This window comes from Variovorax boronicumulans, from assembly GCF_029892485.1.
Classification (GTDB): domain Bacteria; phylum Pseudomonadota; class Gammaproteobacteria; order Burkholderiales; family Burkholderiaceae_C; genus Variovorax; species Variovorax boronicumulans_B.
Genome location: NZ_JARXVG010000010.1, coordinates 220,694 through 236,308, shown reverse-complemented (window position 1 = coordinate 236,308; position 15,615 = coordinate 220,694). Strand labels below are relative to the sequence as shown.

General features: G+C 66.3%; 14 protein-coding genes. 4 read left to right on the top strand and 10 right to left on the bottom strand.

The window, feature by feature from the left end:
* Positions 1-3 precede the first annotated feature (3 nt).
* The 4 genes from M2282_RS22735 (at position 4) to M2282_RS22720 (ending at position 5,083) form a co-directional block, all read left to right on the top strand.
* Positions 4-258, top strand: coding sequence for a hypothetical protein (locus M2282_RS22735; RefSeq protein ID WP_280811035.1), 255 nt, complete (start codon positions 4-6; stop codon positions 256-258).
* Between the two features lie 91 nt (positions 259-349).
* On the top strand, positions 350-2,164 hold the full coding sequence (locus M2282_RS22730) for a peptidase domain-containing ABC transporter (RefSeq protein ID WP_280811034.1): 1,815 nt from the start codon (positions 350-352) through the stop codon (positions 2,162-2,164).
* Positions 2,165-2,201: 37 nt separating this feature from the next.
* The gene (locus M2282_RS22725; RefSeq protein ID WP_280811033.1) at positions 2,202-3,524 is read left to right on the top strand and encodes an HlyD family type I secretion periplasmic adaptor subunit; all 1,323 of its coding nucleotides are present in this window, start codon (positions 2,202-2,204) and stop codon (positions 3,522-3,524) included.
* Positions 3,521-5,083 carry a TolC family protein gene (locus tag M2282_RS22720; protein ID WP_280811032.1) on the top strand — a complete coding sequence of 521 codons (1,563 nt, stop codon included), beginning with the start codon at positions 3,521-3,523 and terminating at the stop codon, positions 5,081-5,083. The genes M2282_RS22725 and M2282_RS22720 overlap by 4 nt, the downstream gene beginning before the upstream one ends.
* A gap of 81 nt (positions 5,084-5,164) precedes the next feature.
* Here the strand turns inward: M2282_RS22720 and M2282_RS22715 are convergent, their stop codons facing one another.
* From M2282_RS22715 to M2282_RS22670, 10 genes are read right to left on the bottom strand one after another with little or no spacing between them, the layout of a single operon-like run.
* Positions 5,165-6,595: a sigma-54 dependent transcriptional regulator gene (locus M2282_RS22715; protein ID WP_280811031.1), complete on the bottom strand. Its 1,431-nt coding sequence runs from the start codon at positions 6,593-6,595 to the stop codon at positions 5,165-5,167.
* Between the two features lie 16 nt (positions 6,596-6,611).
* A complete protein-coding gene (locus tag M2282_RS22710; RefSeq protein WP_280811030.1) occupies positions 6,612-8,636 on the bottom strand; it encodes a TadG family pilus assembly protein in 2,025 nt (674 codons plus the stop codon).
* Between the two features lie 10 nt (positions 8,637-8,646).
* Complete coding sequence (locus M2282_RS22705; RefSeq protein WP_280811029.1) at positions 8,647-9,159, bottom strand: TadE/TadG family type IV pilus assembly protein; 513 nt, start codon at positions 9,157-9,159, stop codon at positions 8,647-8,649.
* On the bottom strand, positions 9,156-9,629 hold the full coding sequence (locus M2282_RS22700; protein WP_280811028.1) for a TadE/TadG family type IV pilus assembly protein: 474 nt from the start codon (positions 9,627-9,629) through the stop codon (positions 9,156-9,158). The genes M2282_RS22705 and M2282_RS22700 overlap by 4 nt, the downstream gene beginning before the upstream one ends.
* 38 nt (positions 9,630-9,667) lie before the next feature.
* Entirely contained in the window at positions 9,668-10,033 is a 366-nt protein-coding gene (locus M2282_RS22695; protein ID WP_280811026.1) for a DUF3613 domain-containing protein, read from the bottom strand.
* Between the two features lie 38 nt (positions 10,034-10,071).
* Positions 10,072-11,046 (bottom strand): tetratricopeptide repeat protein, encoded by a 975-nt coding sequence (locus M2282_RS22690; RefSeq protein ID WP_280811025.1) that lies wholly within the window; start codon positions 11,044-11,046, stop codon positions 10,072-10,074.
* Entirely contained in the window at positions 11,043-12,008 is a 966-nt protein-coding gene (locus M2282_RS22685; RefSeq protein ID WP_280811024.1) for a type II secretion system F family protein, read from the bottom strand. Before M2282_RS22685 ends, M2282_RS22690 begins: the two co-directional genes overlap by 4 nt.
* Positions 12,005-12,994, bottom strand: a complete 990-nt coding sequence (locus M2282_RS22680) for a type II secretion system F family protein (protein ID WP_280811022.1) — start codon at positions 12,992-12,994, stop codon at positions 12,005-12,007. Before M2282_RS22680 ends, M2282_RS22685 begins: the two co-directional genes overlap by 4 nt.
* Entirely contained in the window at positions 12,987-14,303 is a 1,317-nt protein-coding gene (locus M2282_RS22675) for a CpaF family protein (protein WP_280811021.1), read from the bottom strand. The genes M2282_RS22680 and M2282_RS22675 overlap by 8 nt, the downstream gene beginning before the upstream one ends.
* A gap of 4 nt (positions 14,304-14,307) precedes the next feature.
* A complete protein-coding gene (locus M2282_RS22670) occupies positions 14,308-15,591 on the bottom strand; it encodes a histidine kinase (protein ID WP_280811020.1) in 1,284 nt (427 codons plus the stop codon).
* Positions 15,592-15,615: the final 24 nt, after the last annotated feature.

Genomic DNA, 15,615 nt, shown 5'->3' with positions numbered 1-15,615 from the left:
CACATGCCCTACGAACGCGACGTGGAGGCGCCGCGACGCTGGTGGATGGGCTGGGTACAGCTGTTGTTCGCGTGGGTGCTGTGCATGCTGTTGTGCGCGAACATCGCGCTGGTGCTGGCCGAGGGTTTGCCCGCGGTCAGGGGGGAAGCGACGGTGGACCGGCAGGTCGATTGCACGACCGCCGCGTTCATCGCCACGCGCGATGCGAAGCATGAGAAACAGGTCGATCCGATGAAGGGGCGTGCACCCCGTTGCTGAGGCGCATGGGGAGTGAATTTTTGCCTTGTTACAGCTGGGTAACAGTTGATAATGGTGCAGGCGTCATTGCACGACGGATCGGCCTTCTCTCATGATCAAGTTTCTCTTGCCCAGCCAGCTGGTTGCCGAAACGCCGGACGAGCCGGGTGCGAGTCCTTACGCGGGCGCACTCAACGCGGCGTTTCGCGCGGCCTATCCGCTGGTGAAGAGCGCGGCCTGGCGCTCGCTGCCCATCAGCCTGTTCGGGCTGCTGCCTTCCATCTTCCTGCTGCAGGTGTATGACCGCGTGCTGTCGCGCAGCGGCACCTCGACGCTCGCCGCGCTGGTCAGCGGCATCCTCTTTTTCCTGTGCATCGAGTTCTGGCTGCGCACGCGGCGCTCGCGCATGCTGCGCAACGCTGGCGCGATCATCGACCACGGTGTCTCGGGTGCGTTGCTGCAATCGATGCTGGCGCGCCCGCTGCGCGCGCTCGAAGCGCGGCCGGCCTCGGTGTGGCAGCAGTACTTCCGCGACGTGGGCTCGGTGCGCGGCACCGTCACGGGCGGCCTCGCGCAATCGATCTTCGACCTGCCGATGGCCGTCTTCGCGCTCGTGGTGATCGGCATCGTCGCGTTGCCGGTGCTGCCGGTGGTGGCCGCGTTCCTCGCGATCATGTCGTTCCTGGCCTGGTGGTGGGCCGACGAGGTGCGCGCCGGCCGCGTCGAGGAAGTGCAGCGCGGCCGCGGCCTCGATCGCATGACCTCCGAGATCTGCAACGCGCGCGAAACCCTCAAGACGCAGGCCAATGACGGCCCCATCAGCGACATGTGGCGCCAGACGTACAACGCCTGGCTCAGCGAAAGCTTCAGCAAGAACGGCCAGATCGAAACCGCGCGCGACGGCACCACGGTGCTGCTCACCGTGTTCTCGGTGGTCGTGGTGACGGTGGGCGCCATCTCGGTGATGGAACAGTGGATGACGGTGGGCGGACTCGTGGCCTCCAACATGCTCGCGCTCAAGGCGCTGCAGCCGGTGGCCGGGCTGGTGTCGAACTGGCGTTCGCTGGCCACCGCGAAGGAAGCCGCCAAGCGCCTGGAGACCGTGCTGCGCGAGCCGGTCGAGAAGCCCCCCACGGGCATGACGCTGCCCCAGCCGCTGGGCCGCATCACGCTCAAGGACGTGAGCTTCAGCTTCACCGAGACCGCGCAGCAGCCGGTGCTGGAAGGCGTCGACCTGGACATAGGCCCGGGCGGGCTGCATGTGATCGTCGGACGCAACGGCGCGGGCAAGTCGACGATGGTCAAGCTCATCTCGGGCCTCTACGCGCCCACGCGCGGCATCATCAGCATCGGCGAGTACGACCTGTCGCAGTTCGGCCGCGAAGAACTCTCCCGCTGGATCAGCTACCTCTCGCAGGAGGTCTACTGGTTCGGCGGCACGCTGATCGACACCATGCGCCGCGCGGCACCGGGCCAGAGCGACGAGCAGATCGTCTCGGCCTGCAAGCTCTCGGGCGCGCACGACTTCATCTCCCGCACGCCCGACGGCTACCGCACCATGGTGGGCGAGGGCGGCACCGGCGTCTCGGTGGGCGAACGCCGCAAGCTCGCGCTGGCCATGAGCTTTTTGCGCAAGCCCTCGGTGCTGGTGCTCGACGAGCCCAGCAACGACCTCGACTTCCAGAGCGAGCGCAACCTGCTCGCCACGCTGCTGGCGGTGGCCAAGGTGCGCACCGTGGTGGTGGTCACGCACTCGCTGCGCATCGTCTCGGCGGCCACGGCGGTCTACCACGTGACGGGCCAGGGCGATGTCGAAGTCGGCACCGCCGCGGTCATGGTGCCCAAGCTCTTCGGCGTGAAGAAGCCGCTGGTGGCCGTGGGCGACGAAGACAGCGCGGGGGCCGCGGCTTCCCGCTCCATGGCGTGATGCTGCCTGCTTGACTCATGACGAGTGATTGGGGACCGTGAACTTGAAATCAGACCTGCCGCAGATACTCCAGGACGAAGACCAGAAACGCGCGGCGCGGACCTCGCCGCAGGGGCGGCGGCGCCAGTGGATCATCGGCGGCCTCGTCGGCGTGCTGGCCCTGGTCGGGCTGGGCTTCCCGATGGAAACCGTGGTCGTCGCGCCGGGCCGCGTGATCCCTTCGGACCGCGTCAAGTCCATCCAGCATCTGGAAGGCGGCATCGTCAGCGCCGTGCTGGTGAAGGAAGGCGAGAAGGTCAGGCAGGGCCAGTCGCTGGTCGAGATCGACCTGGGCGGCAGCGGCCTGAACTTCGAGGAACTCAACGCGCGCTACGCGGCCACGCAGGCCACCCGCGTGCGCCTCATGGCCGAGAGCCGCGGCCAGCCGCTCAGCCGCCAGTCCTTCGCCACCGACATCGACGAGAGCGTGTTCGAAGGCGAGCTCGGTGCCTACCAGGCGCGTTCGCTCGAGCAGCGCGGCGTGATGGCCGGCGCGGTCTCGGGCCTGGAGCAGGCGCGCAGCAAGCAGCTGGAGCAGCAGGCCAAGGTCAAGGGCCTGAGCGACCGGCTGGTGCTGATGCAGAAGGAGCTCGAGATCTCCGAGCAGCTGCTCAGCGAGAAACTGGTCGGCCAGGTCGAGGTGCTCGAGAAGCGCCGCCAGGCCGAGGGCGTGCGCAGCGAACTCGCCGTGGCGCGCCAGGGCGTGATTTCGGCCAACGCCGCCATCACCGAATCACAGGCCAAGATGGCCGAGGCCGAAGGTCGCTACCGCCGCCGCGCATCGGACGAGCTGGCCACCGTCGAGCGCCAGTTCGCCAGCCTGAGCGAAGACCTTGCGCGCGCCCGCACCCAGCGTTCGCGCACCGTGGTGAAGGCGCCCTCGGACGGCATCGTCAAGGGCCTGCGCAACTCCAGCCCGGGCTGGGTGGTGAAGCCCGGCGAGTCGATTCTCGAAGTGGTGCCCGACAAGGACGAGATCATGGTCGAGGCCCGGCTCAATCCCAACGACCGCGGCTTCGTGGAAATGGGCCAGTCGGCCCGCGTGAAGATCACCGCCTACGACTACCTGCGCTACGGCGCCGTCGAAGGCAAGGTCACGCTGGTGGCGGCCGACGCCGACCGCGACGCGGCCATCTCGCAGGGGGCGCCTTACTACCGCATGCTGATCAGCATGTCGCAGTCGCATGTGGGACGCGAGGAGAACCGCGTCACCGCCGGCATGGAGGCCGAAGTCGATCTGCGCGTGGGGACCGATCCGTTCATCTGGTACATCCTCCGCCCAGTGCTCAAGTTGCGGCGCGAAGCCTTCCGCGAGCCATGAAGTACCGCACCGCTACAGGCCGGCGCCGCACGGGCACCGGGGTGCTGTGCGCAGCACTGTGTGCCAGCTTCGCGCTCCCGCCCACCGCCCTGGCGCAGGAGGCGGATGCACCGCCCCCCACGCTCTCGCTCGCGCGCCGCCTCTCTACGCCCTCCATCGGCGCCGCGAGCTACGCCCAGCGCGTGAAGCAGGCGCTGGTCGCGCTCTCGCAGGAATACCCCGAGGTGCAGACGGCCCAGGCGGCCGCCAACACCAGCAGCTACAGCGTCGAGGCCGCCAAGCAGGCGCGCTACCCGCGCTTCAAGCTCGGCACCTCGTCGGGCAACTACAACAGCGGCGCGGACAACGCCAAGACCCAGAGCTACACCGTGCTCACCGCCGAAGCGCGCGTGAGCCTGATCGACGGCGGCGCCATGAACGCCGCGCAGCGCGCCGCCGAGGCCGGCAACAAGGCCGACGACGAAGCCGTCATCACCACCTCGCAGAAGGTGGTGCTGGACGCGCTCACCGCCTACCTGCAGGTGCAGCGCTTCGACCTGAAGAAGCAGATCGCGCACAAGGCCACCGAAGTGGTGGCCGAACTCTCGAAGGCCGAAGCCCGCCGTGTCGCGCTTGGCGTCTCCGGCGACAACGACCTGAACATGGCCGCCTCGCGCCGCGCCCTGGTGGCCGCGCGCGAATCCGACTTCGAGGCCCAGCGCGACGAGGCGCTCGCGAAGTTCCGCAACTACTTCAAGTTCTCGCCCAACACCGAGTCGCTGCCCGTGCTCGCGGCGCCGCAGCAGTGGCGCATCGCTTCGCAGGACGAGGCACTGCGCCGCGCCGAGGCGCGCAGCACCGAGATCGCCGAAGCGCAAGGCCGCATCGACCGTGCCCGCGCCCTTGTCGACCAGCAGGACGCGAGCCTGTACCCGACGGTCGATGCCGTGGTCGTCAAGAGCAAGGACCCGCGCGGCGTGTCGCCCCAGGACCCCACGCGCGCGGCCTTCGAACTCAACTGGAACTTCGGCAACGGCTTCGACCGGCAGCTGCGCCTGAAGGGCGCACTCGCCGAAGTCGCCAACCAGGAAGCCAAGCTCGAAGGCGTGAAGAACAACCTGTTCGAGCTCACCTCGGCGTCATGGGCGCGCACCGTGTCGGGACGCGAGCGCGAGAAGCAGCTCATGGAAGCCGTCAGCACCTCGGGCCAGGCCTTCCGCGGCCGCCGCCGCCTCATGGAGTTCGGCCGCGAGACCCTGCCGAAGGTGCTCGATGCGCAGCTGGACTACTACACGCTGCTGTTCGACTACGTCGACGGTGTGTTCGATCTGCGCATCTCCGAGTTGCGCCTTGCGCGCACCACCGGAGAACTGCGCATCGAACCCGACGCCACCAACAGCTGGATCGACCGCATGTTCGGCCCGCCCAACCGTTCCGTGATCACCGAGGACGGCCTGCTCTCGCAGCTGTGCATTTCGAGCAATGCGGCCTGCCCGAACGAGCCGGTCGTCGAGCGCTCGGCAGCGGCCGCGTTGGCGAACCCGCCGCTGCGCCGCTCGCCGCGGATTGCGGAACGCTGAGGCCTCCCCGCCGTTCGTCTTGAATCGCCCCTCCCGTTCGTCCTGAGCTTGTCGAAGGACAAGGCCCCGCCCTCGGCGAGCCTAAGTGTCTTCAGGTATGCCGGGTTCGCCGTCGAGGATCTGGTACTTGCGCATCTTTTCCCACAGCACCTTGCGGCTGATGCCCAGGTGCTGCGCGGTGTCCTGGCGCTTCCAGTCGTTGATCTCCAGCGCCGCGATGATGCGGTTGCGCTCGCTGCTGTTCCAGCCCTTGCGGTCGCCGTTGCTGTCGAGCGCAACACCGCTGCCGTTGGTGCCGCCGCTGCCATGTCTCTCCGCCGACATCGCCGGCGTCGGCGTGCCCCGCGTGAGCGCGATGGCGCGCTGGATCAGGTTCTGGTCCCAGCCGCGCAGCTGCCGCGCGATCACGCCCACGCGCTCCGCGAGGTTGCGCAGCTGCCGCACATTGCCGGGGAAATAGGTTTCGGCCACGGCATCGCTGAGCCAGTGCGGCGTTTCGCCCAGCGTCTCGAGTTCGTCGCCGAGCACGTTGCCCAGCAGCGCCTTGAAGATCGCGATCTTGTCGATCTCGCCGCGCTCTTCGAGGCTGGGCACATGCAGCTCGATCACCGCGAGCCGGTAGAACAGGTCGGCGCGGAACTCGCCGCTCGCCACCATCTCGCGCAGGTTGCGGTTGGTCGCCGCCACCAGCCGGAAGTCCACCCGCACCGGCGAAGTCGCCCCCAGCCGCGTGACCGCGTTGTCTTCCAGCACGCGCAGCAGCTTCACCTGCTGGTAGCGCGGCAGATCGCCGATTTCGTCGAGGAACAGCGTGCCCCCAGTGGCCTGCTCGAAGTAGCCGCGGTGCGCATGCACGGCGCCGGTGAACGAGCCCTTGGTGTGGCCGAAGAACAGCGATTCGAACAGCCCGTCGGGAATCGCGCCGCAGTTCACCGCCACGAACGCGCCCTTGCTGTACGACTGATGCCCCAGATGCAGCTGCTGCGCGATGCGCTCCTTGCCCACGCCCGTTTCACCGCGCACCAGCACCGGATGGTTGCAATCGGCAAAGGCGCCCACTTCGGCAAGCAGCGCCTTCATTGCCTCGGAATGCGCCACCAGCACATCGGGCGCCTGCGGCGCGATATCGCGCGCACGCAGCTGCCGCACCAGCTTCGCGACCAGCGTGCGCAGCTCGGCGCAGGTGAAGTCGTAGGGCAGCACATGCAGGTACTCGGGCGGATAGGTCCGCGAGTCGCGCTCGCGCGAACCCGCGGCGACCCAGATCACCGGCATGCCTTGCAGGAACTCGGTGGCATGCGCAAGGCCGCCGCTGTCGATGACGGTGACGCTGATGATCGCGACGGAAGGACGCATCGCCACGCCGCGCTCCTGCTGCGGAGGCGGCAACCCGTCGGCCCGGGTGACTTCCACGTCGAAGCTCGCCATGCACCGCGCAATGCGGTCGAGGATGTCGGCTTTGCCTTCCCAGACAAAGAGGTCGAGTTCGTCGAAATGGGCGGGGGAACTCATGTAGAAAAATGCGCAATCAATAAACGAGCTCGGCACCACTCGAGCAGCTCAGCCGGCCACCGACTTCCGTCTGGGCCAGGTTCGCGCCGAGCACATTGCTCAGCAAGGTGTTGAGAAGGGGGTCGAGCAACGGCGAGAGCACGCCCGAGATGACGCCGATCAAGATGTTGATGACACCGCTCAAGGCACCTGTCAGGCCCGAGAGAACGTTCGACAAGCCACCGCCTAGTGCCGTTGGTGGAATCACGATCAGGAGGTTGAGAGCCTTCAGCGTATTGCTCAGGCTATCGACAATGTTCTGTGTCGCAATGGCCAGGTAGGCGGGAGCTTGATCCAGCGTAGGGGGATTCGCGAAGAACTGGGACTGCGTGGAGGCGGCCACGGGGACATCGGCCTTCAGTCCGAGGCCGCCACCGTAAAAGGGCTTGCGTGTCGCTGCATCGCAACTGCCGAAGAGGCCCAGTAGCCCGAAATGGCAGGTTTGAGACCCGATGTCTATGACGGGCACCGGACTGACGGTAGGTAGCGCACTCGACGAAAAAGCATTTGCTTTTGCGATGGCAGCTGTCGCGCCGAGACTGCCAATACGCAGGGTGGCCACCGATGTCGTGGTCTGGGTCGTAAGGGATGTCGCACTTGCCACGCAGCTGTAGTCCGTCACCATCGACGCACCGCCGCCTGCGTCCAAACTGATGTCCAGCCGTACTGGCGCAGGAAGAATCCTGATGTCAGTGACGTTGTTGCGTGTACAGCCGACGGGGCACCCCAAGATGTTCTGCAGCAAGGCGAGGAGATTCAAACTCAACAGATTGTTCAGCAGATCCGTGACGGGCGCGAGGGCTGCGTTCACTGCATTAACGAGATCGGTGATGCCATTCAGTACTGGAAGATCAATCGAGATCAACGCACGGACCTGAGCTGTGCGTACATAGATTTTGTCGGGCCCGGTCGGATTGAGTTTGGCCAGCCTGGGGTCTCCGGTGGCCGAGAGCTGCGGCGGCTCGATGACCTTCACGTTCGTTGTCACCGAAGCCAGGCCCGCAAGAGGCAGTGTCGCTGTGACGACCAAGCCGTTCTTACCATTCGCAGCCTGCACCACGCCTTGGAGTAATTGGAAAAGCTGGATGTCGGTGGTCAGCCCGGCCGCATCGGAGCCGGTTTGCACGCCGAGCAGATCACCGAGCTTGAGCAGAGGCTGTGCAGAGGCTGCATTGGCCGTGAGCTTGATCAGGTTGAGGGCATCGATCACCACCTGCGCCGTGTTCCCGCCCTGCTGCAGAGCGTCGACCATGGCCTGGATCAGCGTGCCGACCGACACGCTCGTGCCCAGCACTTGGTCGTATTTGCCGACGCCGATGCCCAGGTTGACCCCCAGTTGGTCGATGTAGGTCAACAACTGAAGGTTCGTGTTGATCAGCCCATTCCAGCCCACGGCATCGACATTGAGACTGCCGCCCAGCATTCCGCCGACTACCGCATTGAGCAACGGCGATTTTGTCGAGTCCACTGTCACCAGCGTGGAGCGAATGGTCAGATTCGCGCGTGGAGACTGTTGAATTGCAACGGCGTCCGCGGTGATCTGTTGTGCCGGGCTGCCGGAAATTCCGGGGAGCAGGAGCGCGGGAGTCCTGCTTATGGTGACGCGTACCGCATTGAATTTCTGTCCTGCATCGGGCGCGCCGAAATGAGGCGCGGTGGGTTTCAACGCCGGATCCCATCGACCGCACACGATGCTGTCGGCAGCAACGGGCGGAAGTCCGCCCGGCAGGTTCTGCGCCGCATTCGCGATGGCTGCGGCCGTTGCTGCCGCGCAATTGTTCGTTCCCAATCCTTGTGCGCCCGCCAACGCGGCCAGATCCGCCGTCTTCTGGAACTCGCGCTTCATGTAGTACAGAAAGCCGATCTGGGTGCCGATCAACGTGATGACGATCAGGCTCAGTGCAATGGCCGTATTGATGATGATCGAACCGCGGGTACGGTTTGGCGAGGCAAGTGTTGCTCGGTTCGGCCGGCGGGAGTGTGTGGAAATAGGGGCTTTCATGGCACGGCCCTCAGGACGACCAGCGCGCTGCGCTGGCGCGGCTGCGCAGTTGATCGGGCATCCAGCGGCTGGTGTCGAGCACCAGCATCGAGGGCAGCAAGCGGTTGGCGCTGTAGGGATAGGTCACCGTGACCATGTAGCTGACATAGGCGCCGGGGCTGCTCGGCGCGCCCGAGGTGACGTCCACGCTGACCTGCGAAACGATCCAGCTGCGCCGGCTTGCCACATTGGCATTGGCGGAGACAGGCACCACCAGCGAGTTGGCCAGGGCGTCGTACACCGCATCCTTTATCCGCGTGTCGCCAGCGGTAGGTGCGGGTGTGGTGAGCAGACCCACGGCCCGTGCGCCTTCTTCTGCAGCGCGGGTCAAGGCCTGCTGCGTGTAGAGCACGGCGCCGAAGGTCGCAACCGCGTAGACCACGCTGAACAGAACCACGAACACCAGTGCGAACTCGATGGCGGCCACGCCGCGCTGCAGGCCCCGCATGCCCGTCCGCTGGCTGCCAGCACGCAGGGTGTTCATGGTGCTCTCCCGTCCAGCAGCATGCTGGCCTTGCCGACGATCTGGTTCGGTATCGCGAAGCTCGGGAAGGGCGGCAGCAGCTGCTGCATGTTGGTGGTGGTGACGGTCACCACCATCTGGCAGCGATCGTTCCAAGCGGTCCCGCAGGTGGGTGTGCCGCAGTTGTTGGTGACCACCCCGCAGACGGTCGCGCTGACAGTGGGCGCTACCACGACGGGCATCCAGCTGCTGCTCTGCGTTGCGATGGTCTTCGCCTGGGTGGCGCGCTGCGCGAAGGTGGACTGGTAGCGCAGCGCGGCGCGCGCGCCGTCTTCGGCGGCATTCTGCAGTCCGAGCCGGAACGCGAACAAGATGCCGTACGTGATGATCCCGTAGAGCAGCGAGAAGAAGATCAGGAACACCATGGCGAACTCGACCGCGTACACACCGCGCTGGGTGTGCGCTCTTGTGCGAAGGCAGGGTGTTCTCATGATGATCCTTTGGCGTGCGCAAGTGGGGAGTTGCGCAGTTACTTGGTCGTGCCGCCGCCCGAGCCCGACTTGACGATCGAACTCATGCGTTCCGGAATCGGAAATTCAAAACTTTTGAGATAACGCTCATAGCTGCGGTTCGCGACCTCGCCAGCAATAGGCCGCGGCGTGGGGGACGCGATCTCGCCGCCGCGCTGCCAGGCGAGCAGGCCTTGTGTGGCATCGCCCACCTGCAGCCGTTCGTAAACGGGTTCCGCGTCTTCTGCGATCTGGGTCTGGCCTTCGGTGCTGGCGGGGACCGGCACTTGGGCGCTTGCGGGAGCCACCGGGGCGGCGACGGGTTTGACGTCTTGTGCGAACGCCGCGGGGGCAGCCGCCAACAGCACAGTGACCAGCCCGAACATGGACGACATTGCAGCGAGGCGGGTGGCGTGTTCTTTTCTCATGGAGTACCTCGTGAGGTCGAGTTGGGAGACAGGGACACGGCGGCTTCCGTGGCGGATGGATTCATCTGGCTCGCTGTGCGCAGGCCGCCGTTGCCGGACCAGCGTGACGCCTTGAGCATCAGGGGAAGCGTTGCCACTTCGTCGCGCACGGGGCTTGCGCTTTCAGGTGCGGCGCTTGCAGAGAGTGGGGGCAGCGCTGTGCTCGTCGCGAGTGGCGCACCTCCGCCTGCGCGCAACTGACGCGCGGCATCCCGCACGGCCGCGCGGGTCGCGTCGGGCATGCGGTTGGACTCCATCAGCCTGTTCGCCTGGTCGCTCTGGCCAGTGGCTTCGAGGTACAGCGCAAGGTTGGCCTGGGCCTGGGGGTTGTTGGGGCTCAGTTGCAGCGCCTGCATCAGCGGCAGCCGCGCCTCGGCGATCTGGCCCGCGCGCAGGCTGGCGTAGCCCAGGTCGCTGAGCAGCAAGGCATCGGTCGGCGTCTGGCGCTGCGCCTGCTTGAGCAGTTGCACCGATTCGGCATAGCTGCCGCGTGCGCCGGCCAGCAGGCCCAGGCCGCGGTAGGCGGCGCTTTCGAGCGGCGTGCCGATCAGGCGCTTGTAGGCATCCTCGCTCAAGGCGGCCTGACCGGTCTGGCGCAGTGCGTCGGCGCGCATGCGGGTGGATTCGGGCGCCACGCCCCAGCGCTGCTCGAGCGCATCGATGTGCGCCAGCGATGCGAACCAGAGGCCTTCCTTTTGCATCTTCTCGACGAGCTTCAGGTAGGTGGCCTTGGAATCGATGTTGGCGCCGGCCTTGGTTTCGGCCGCGAGTTCGGCGGACGCCCGCTGCTGCGCATCGGCCGTCATTGCGTAGCCACTTTGCTCCTTGAGGAGGCTGCACCCCGTGATGGCAAGGGCTGCCATCGCGGTAGTGGTGCAAACCAGCAGGTGCCCGACAAGGCGCGAACGCTCGGAAAAGGCGAGTGTTTTCATTTGCTGATGGCTCCCAGTGAACGGAATATCGCGATGAAACCCGGCCCCGCCGTGACGATGACCAACGCCGGCAGCAGTGTGGTCACCATGACGCCGGTCATCTTCACCGTGATCTTGCCGATACGTTCCTTCATCTCCGAGCGCCGGCTTTCGCGCAGGCGGTCGCTGAACACGCGAAGCGGCTCCTGCACCGCGCCGCCGTGCCGATCGACTTGCACCAGCAGCGAAACCAGGCCCCGGAGGTTTTCATTCTTGTGCAGCGTGGCCAGGCGATGCAGCGAGTGCTCGCGGGTGCGTCCCTGGCTGTACTGGGCGTTGGCGATGCTCAGTTCGTAGCCCAGCACATGCAGCACGTGCCGGAAGTCGGTCGCCATGATCTGCAGGCTCTGGTCCAGGCTCAGGCCCACGCCTTGCAGCAGCCGAAGGAGGTCGATGAAGAGCGGAAGCTCGCTGGCGGCGCGCTCGCGCCTCGCGGCGGCAATCCGGCCGAGCACCCACTTGGGCGCCATGAACCCGATGGCGGCCGCGGCCGTCAGCACTACGACGACAGTGCCTTGCTCGTGCCCGCCGCTCCACAGCACGTAGGCCAGCAGCGGAAGCAGCAGCGCAAGCGTGATCCGCGTCACCAGAAAGATCAGCTGCGCGCGCTTGGAAGGCAGGCCGCACTGATCGATGAGGTTGCGGTCTTCGTCCGCGACCAGTGCCCGGCCCAGTCGCGAATTGAGCCAATGGAACGGCAGGTCGAGCTCGGGGCGGAATGCCGCTTCGGTTTCTTCGTCCGATCCCACGGGCGACTTGAGGGCATCGGGCGCGAGCGAGGCCTGCCGGATGGCGCGGCCGATGACCTGGCCGCTGCGTGTGCGGCGGAACTCGGTGGCAATCAGCGCACCAGCACCTATCACCAGACCCAATGCCAGTAGCACGAGGCTGAAGATCGCGAGTTGATTGGAGGTGAACGTCATGCCAGCTTCGCAAGGCGGTAAAGAAGCGCCGCACCCGTCAGTTGCAGGCCGACGGAAGAGAAGATCAGGATGCGGCCCGTGCCGTCATTCCACATGCCCATGAAGTAGCTGGGATTGGTGAAGATCAGGAAGGCGCCCACGCCCACGGGCAGGAGGCCGAGGATCCATGCCGAGAGGCGCGTCTCCGCCGACATGGCGTTGAGCTCCTGCTCGGCCTGCTCGCGGTCGCGCATGAAGTTGCCTACGCGCTCCAGCAGCAGGTCGGCACGGCCGCCGTAGCGCACGCCCAGGCCCAGGATCGAGGCCAGCAGGAACATTTCCTCCACGCGCACGTGGGTCGCCGTCTGGTGCAGCGCACGGTCCAGGTCCACGCCCGCGCGCACCAGTGTGGCCGAGCGTTCCAGATGGCCGCGCAGCGGTTCCTGCGTGGTCGGAATCGCCAGCTGGAAGGCTGCTTGCGTGGAGTTGCCGATGGTGATCAGGCGCACCATTGCGTCGATGTAAGGGGGCAACTGGCTCACCAGCTTGCGGCGAGCCTTTTGCAGCCGCCACCACAGCACGAAGCTCGCGACGAGCAGCAGAAGGAACAGTACAGCCAGTGCGGCCAGCCATCCCGCCAGCACGCCGACCAGCACGCAGAGCCCGACGATGGCGAGCAGCGAGAGCACCACGGTGCGCGGCTCGATCACGCCCACCAGCCACCCTGGAAGGGCTCGCTCAAGCAAACTGGCGGGAACCGCAGCTGCGGTCGCCGCTTCCGATTCCAGCCAAGGATCGGTCGTCAGGGGGGTGGTCGCGCTTTCTCCCGGAAGATCCCGCACGGGCATCGGTATCGTCGTGGCCGCGCCGGTGGCAAGAATCTGCTGACTCAGGTGCCGGTCCGTGGCCTGGCGCACCTGCCGCCTCTTCGCCCATTGCCACAGCAACAGCCCCGCTGCTGCCATCAGCAGCGCGATGCATGCCACGATGAGCAGGCCTTCACGCACGGTTGTCCCCCTGTGCCGCACGCGCCATCGATTGGCGGAAGCGCGTGATCTTCGGCGAATGCGGCGCAATGCCCAGCGACACCCAGCGGTCGCGCTCTTCGCCATCGGGCGAGACGATCGGCTCGTAGCGGTACAGCTCCTGCATCGCGACGATGTTGTCGTTGACGCCGGTGACTTCGCTCAGCGAAATGATGCGCCGCTGGCCGCCCGAGAGGCGCCCGATCTGCACGATGAAATCGATGGCGTTGGCAATCTGCCGGCGCAGGCTCACTTCGCTGCCCTGGTAGCCCGCAAAGCCCGCCAGCATTTCCAGGCGATAAAGGCATTCGCGCGGCGAACTCGCGTGGATGGTGCCCATCGAGCCTTCATGGCCGGTGTTCATGGCCTGCATCATCTCGATCACTTCGGCGCCGCGCACCTCGCCCACGATGATCCGGTCGGGGCGCATGCGCAGGCTGTTGCGCAGCAGGTCGCGAATGGAGATGACGCCCGTCCCGTCGAAGCCACCCGGGCGGCTTTCCAGCCGCACGACGTGGCTGGTGCCCAGCGACAGTTCTGCCGTGTCCTCGATGGTGATCACGCGCTCGCGCCCGGGGATGAAGCTCGCCAGCGCATTGAGCAGGGACGTCTTGCCCGAGCTGGTGCCGCCGCTCACGAGGATGTTGCAGCGCGCACGTACCGCAATTTCGAGCAGCTGCGCCATGCCCGCATCGAAGGTGCCGAGCTTCACCAGATCGGCGGGCGTGAGGGGTTCCTTGCGGAACTTGCGGATCGAGACCGAAAGCCCATCGATGGCCAGCGGCTCGATGATCACGTTGATGCGGCCACCGTCCGGCAGGCGCGCATCGACCATCGGGTTGGATTCGTCCAGCCGGCGCCCCAGCGGCGCGAGGATGCGCCGCACGATGCGCATCACATGCTCCGCGTCGGCGAAGCGCACCGTCTCGCGCTCCAGCATGCCGTGGCGCGAGACGTACACGTTCTGGTAGCCGTTGATCAGGATGTCTTCGACGGCCGGGTCGTTGAGCAGGTCTTCCAGCGGCCCGAAGCCCGCAAGCTCCTTCGTCAACGCGTCCGAGATGAGCTGCATCTCGCGGTCGTTGATCGGCACGCGGCGAAGGCGCACGAAGCTGTCGACCTCCAGTTCGACGAACTGCTGGATCGACGCACGCGACCAGCGGCCGAACTCCGCGCCCAGCTCTTCGATGCGGCTCAGCAGATGGTCGTGCGTCCAGCTCTTGATGTCCTGGAACTGCTGCGAGTTGATGAACGTCTGGTCGTCGTCGGCAAATTCGATATCGGTAGACATGGGTTCAACCTTCGTGTGAACTCTTCCAGAAGCCAGTGAGCTGCGACATGAGCGCAACCCAGCGTGGATCCTTGGCCGGGGGTTGTCCCGTTGCGGAGATGTATTCCTGATGCAGGCTCCGGGCGATGCCGGTCACGGCCTGCGCGTAGGGGTCGCCGCGTGCGGTGCGCACCAGCATCTCGCCGCGGCTCGCTGCCGCCAGCAGCTGCGCGCTGCGCGAGGGCAGGACGTGCCGCAGCGGCAGTTCGAGCCGTTCGGCAATGTCCTTGGCCGACAGGCCCACATGGCCGTCGAACTTGTTGACCACCAAGGCCAGGCGCTCGATTTCGACGCCGCGTGCCCGCAGTTCCTTGAGCATGTTGGCGGTCGACACGATGCCGCCGATGCTTTGGTCGCATACCACCCACACCTGCTGCGCTTCGCGCACCGTCTGCGCCATGAAGTCGATGGTCGAGAAGCCGCCGAGGTCGGCAATCTGGAAATCGAAGAAGTCGGCCAGGCGCTTGATCAGCGTGACGGAATCTGCATGCGAGATCTCGCGCACTTGCGCGAGGCTGGCAGGCAGCGGCAGGATGGCAACGCCGCTGCTGTGATGCGCGAGCGCGGTGTGCAGCAAGGTCTGGTCGAGCCGGCGCAGGTTGCGCACACCGTCGACGAAGCTGAAGCCGCTTTGCGTGTCGAGATAAAGGAGACCGTCGCGCGCCGGCAGGCCCAGGTCGAGCAGCGCCACGCCCTGCCGGACGCTGCGCCCCGGGGGGCGCGCCGGGGCCTGGACGAGCTGATCGTTCAGAGCGAGGGCCAGGCTTGTGGCCAGCGTTGTCACGCCAAGACCGGCACGCGCGCCGAGCAGTGCGAGCGTGCTGCCACGGGTGCCGCCCTGCAGGGTTCCGCGGCGATCGAGCAGGGCGCGCAGGGTGGTCACGGCTTCCGCGGAGGCTGCGGCCATGTCGATGAAGTCGTCCACGCCCGCACGCAGGGCGGAGAGCATGGCTGCGGGCTCTGCAGAGTTGCCGGTGGCCAGCACGGGCAGCGTCGGCCAATCGCGTTTGAGGCGCTGATGGAGTTGGGTGGCCATCACGCTCTGCTCGGGCGAAAAATCGATGAACACCGCCACGGGCCCGAGGAGTGCGATGCGCTCGTCGAGCGATTTCGTGTCCGGGGCCAGGACAACGACGGAGCCCAGCGTGCCCAGGGCGTCGGTCAACCAGGTGATGTGACTGCCATTGCTCGACGCAAACAGATAGGTTTCGCTGCCTGTTTCGGGGATGCTGTCGCGTGGGGCGTTCATCGGGCTTGCCTGCGATACATGGGT

Excerpts from the sequence above, each read along its gene's own strand:
- M2282_RS22735 (WP_280811035.1), top strand. The coding sequence starts at position 4 with ATGCCCTACGAACGCGACGTGGAGGCGCCGCGACGCTGGTGGATGGGC.
- M2282_RS22730 (WP_280811034.1), top strand. The coding sequence starts at position 350 with ATGATCAAGTTTCTCTTGCCCAGCCAGCTGGTTGCCGAAACGCCGGAC.
- M2282_RS22720 (WP_280811032.1), top strand. The coding sequence starts at position 3,521 with ATGAAGTACCGCACCGCTACAGGCCGGCGCCGCACGGGCACCGGGGTG.
- M2282_RS22715 (WP_280811031.1), bottom strand. The coding sequence starts at position 6,595 with ATGAGTTCCCCCGCCCATTTCGACGAACTCGACCTCTTTGTCTGGGAA.
- M2282_RS22710 (WP_280811030.1), bottom strand. The coding sequence starts at position 8,636 with ATGAAAGCCCCTATTTCCACACACTCCCGCCGGCCGAACCGAGCAACA.
- M2282_RS22705 (WP_280811029.1), bottom strand. The coding sequence starts at position 9,159 with ATGAACACCCTGCGTGCTGGCAGCCAGCGGACGGGCATGCGGGGCCTG.
- M2282_RS22700 (WP_280811028.1), bottom strand. The coding sequence starts at position 9,629 with ATGAGAACACCCTGCCTTCGCACAAGAGCGCACACCCAGCGCGGTGTG.
- M2282_RS22695 (WP_280811026.1), bottom strand. The coding sequence starts at position 10,033 with ATGTTCGGGCTGGTCACTGTGCTGTTGGCGGCTGCCCCCGCGGCGTTC.
- M2282_RS22690 (WP_280811025.1), bottom strand. The coding sequence starts at position 11,046 with ATGAAAACACTCGCCTTTTCCGAGCGTTCGCGCCTTGTCGGGCACCTG.
- M2282_RS22685 (WP_280811024.1), bottom strand. The coding sequence starts at position 12,008 with ATGACGTTCACCTCCAATCAACTCGCGATCTTCAGCCTCGTGCTACTG.
- M2282_RS22675 (WP_280811021.1), bottom strand. The coding sequence starts at position 14,303 with ATGTCTACCGATATCGAATTTGCCGACGACGACCAGACGTTCATCAAC.
- M2282_RS22670 (WP_280811020.1), bottom strand. The coding sequence starts at position 15,591 with ATGAACGCCCCACGCGACAGCATCCCCGAAACAGGCAGCGAAACCTAT.